This is a genomic window from Halomonas marinisediminis (assembly GCF_004347715.1).
GTDB lineage: Bacteria > Pseudomonadota > Gammaproteobacteria > Pseudomonadales > Halomonadaceae > Halomonas > Halomonas icarae.
Map to the genome: position 1 here is coordinate 1 of NZ_SLTR01000413.1, position 276 is coordinate 276.

Genomic DNA, 276 nt, shown 5'->3' on the forward strand with positions numbered 1-276 from the left:
CGCGCGCTGCCCGAGCTCGCGCAGGTCGTCTGCCGCCCGCTCGACCCCGCCAAGCGCCTTGGGATGCAGCGAGGAGCAGACCAGCATGAGTTCGGCCCCCAGTTCCTGCATCAGGTCGAACTTGCGCTCTGCCCGGTCGAAGGCCCGGGTCCGCAGATCGCCCGGCAGCCCCTCGAAATCGCGGAACGGCTGGAAGAGGTCGATCGACAGCCCGTGGTCGCGGATGCGGTTGCCGACGTCGCGCGCGCTGCCGCTGTCGGTGATGAAATCCTGCTC

The 276-nt window shown here is 69.6% G+C and carries 1 protein-coding gene; it reads right to left on the minus strand.

Features of this window, described 5'->3' with window-relative positions:
• A partial coding sequence (locus tag E0702_RS17205; protein WP_165927612.1) for a TIM barrel protein occupies positions 1-276 on the minus strand: 276 nt, incomplete at both ends.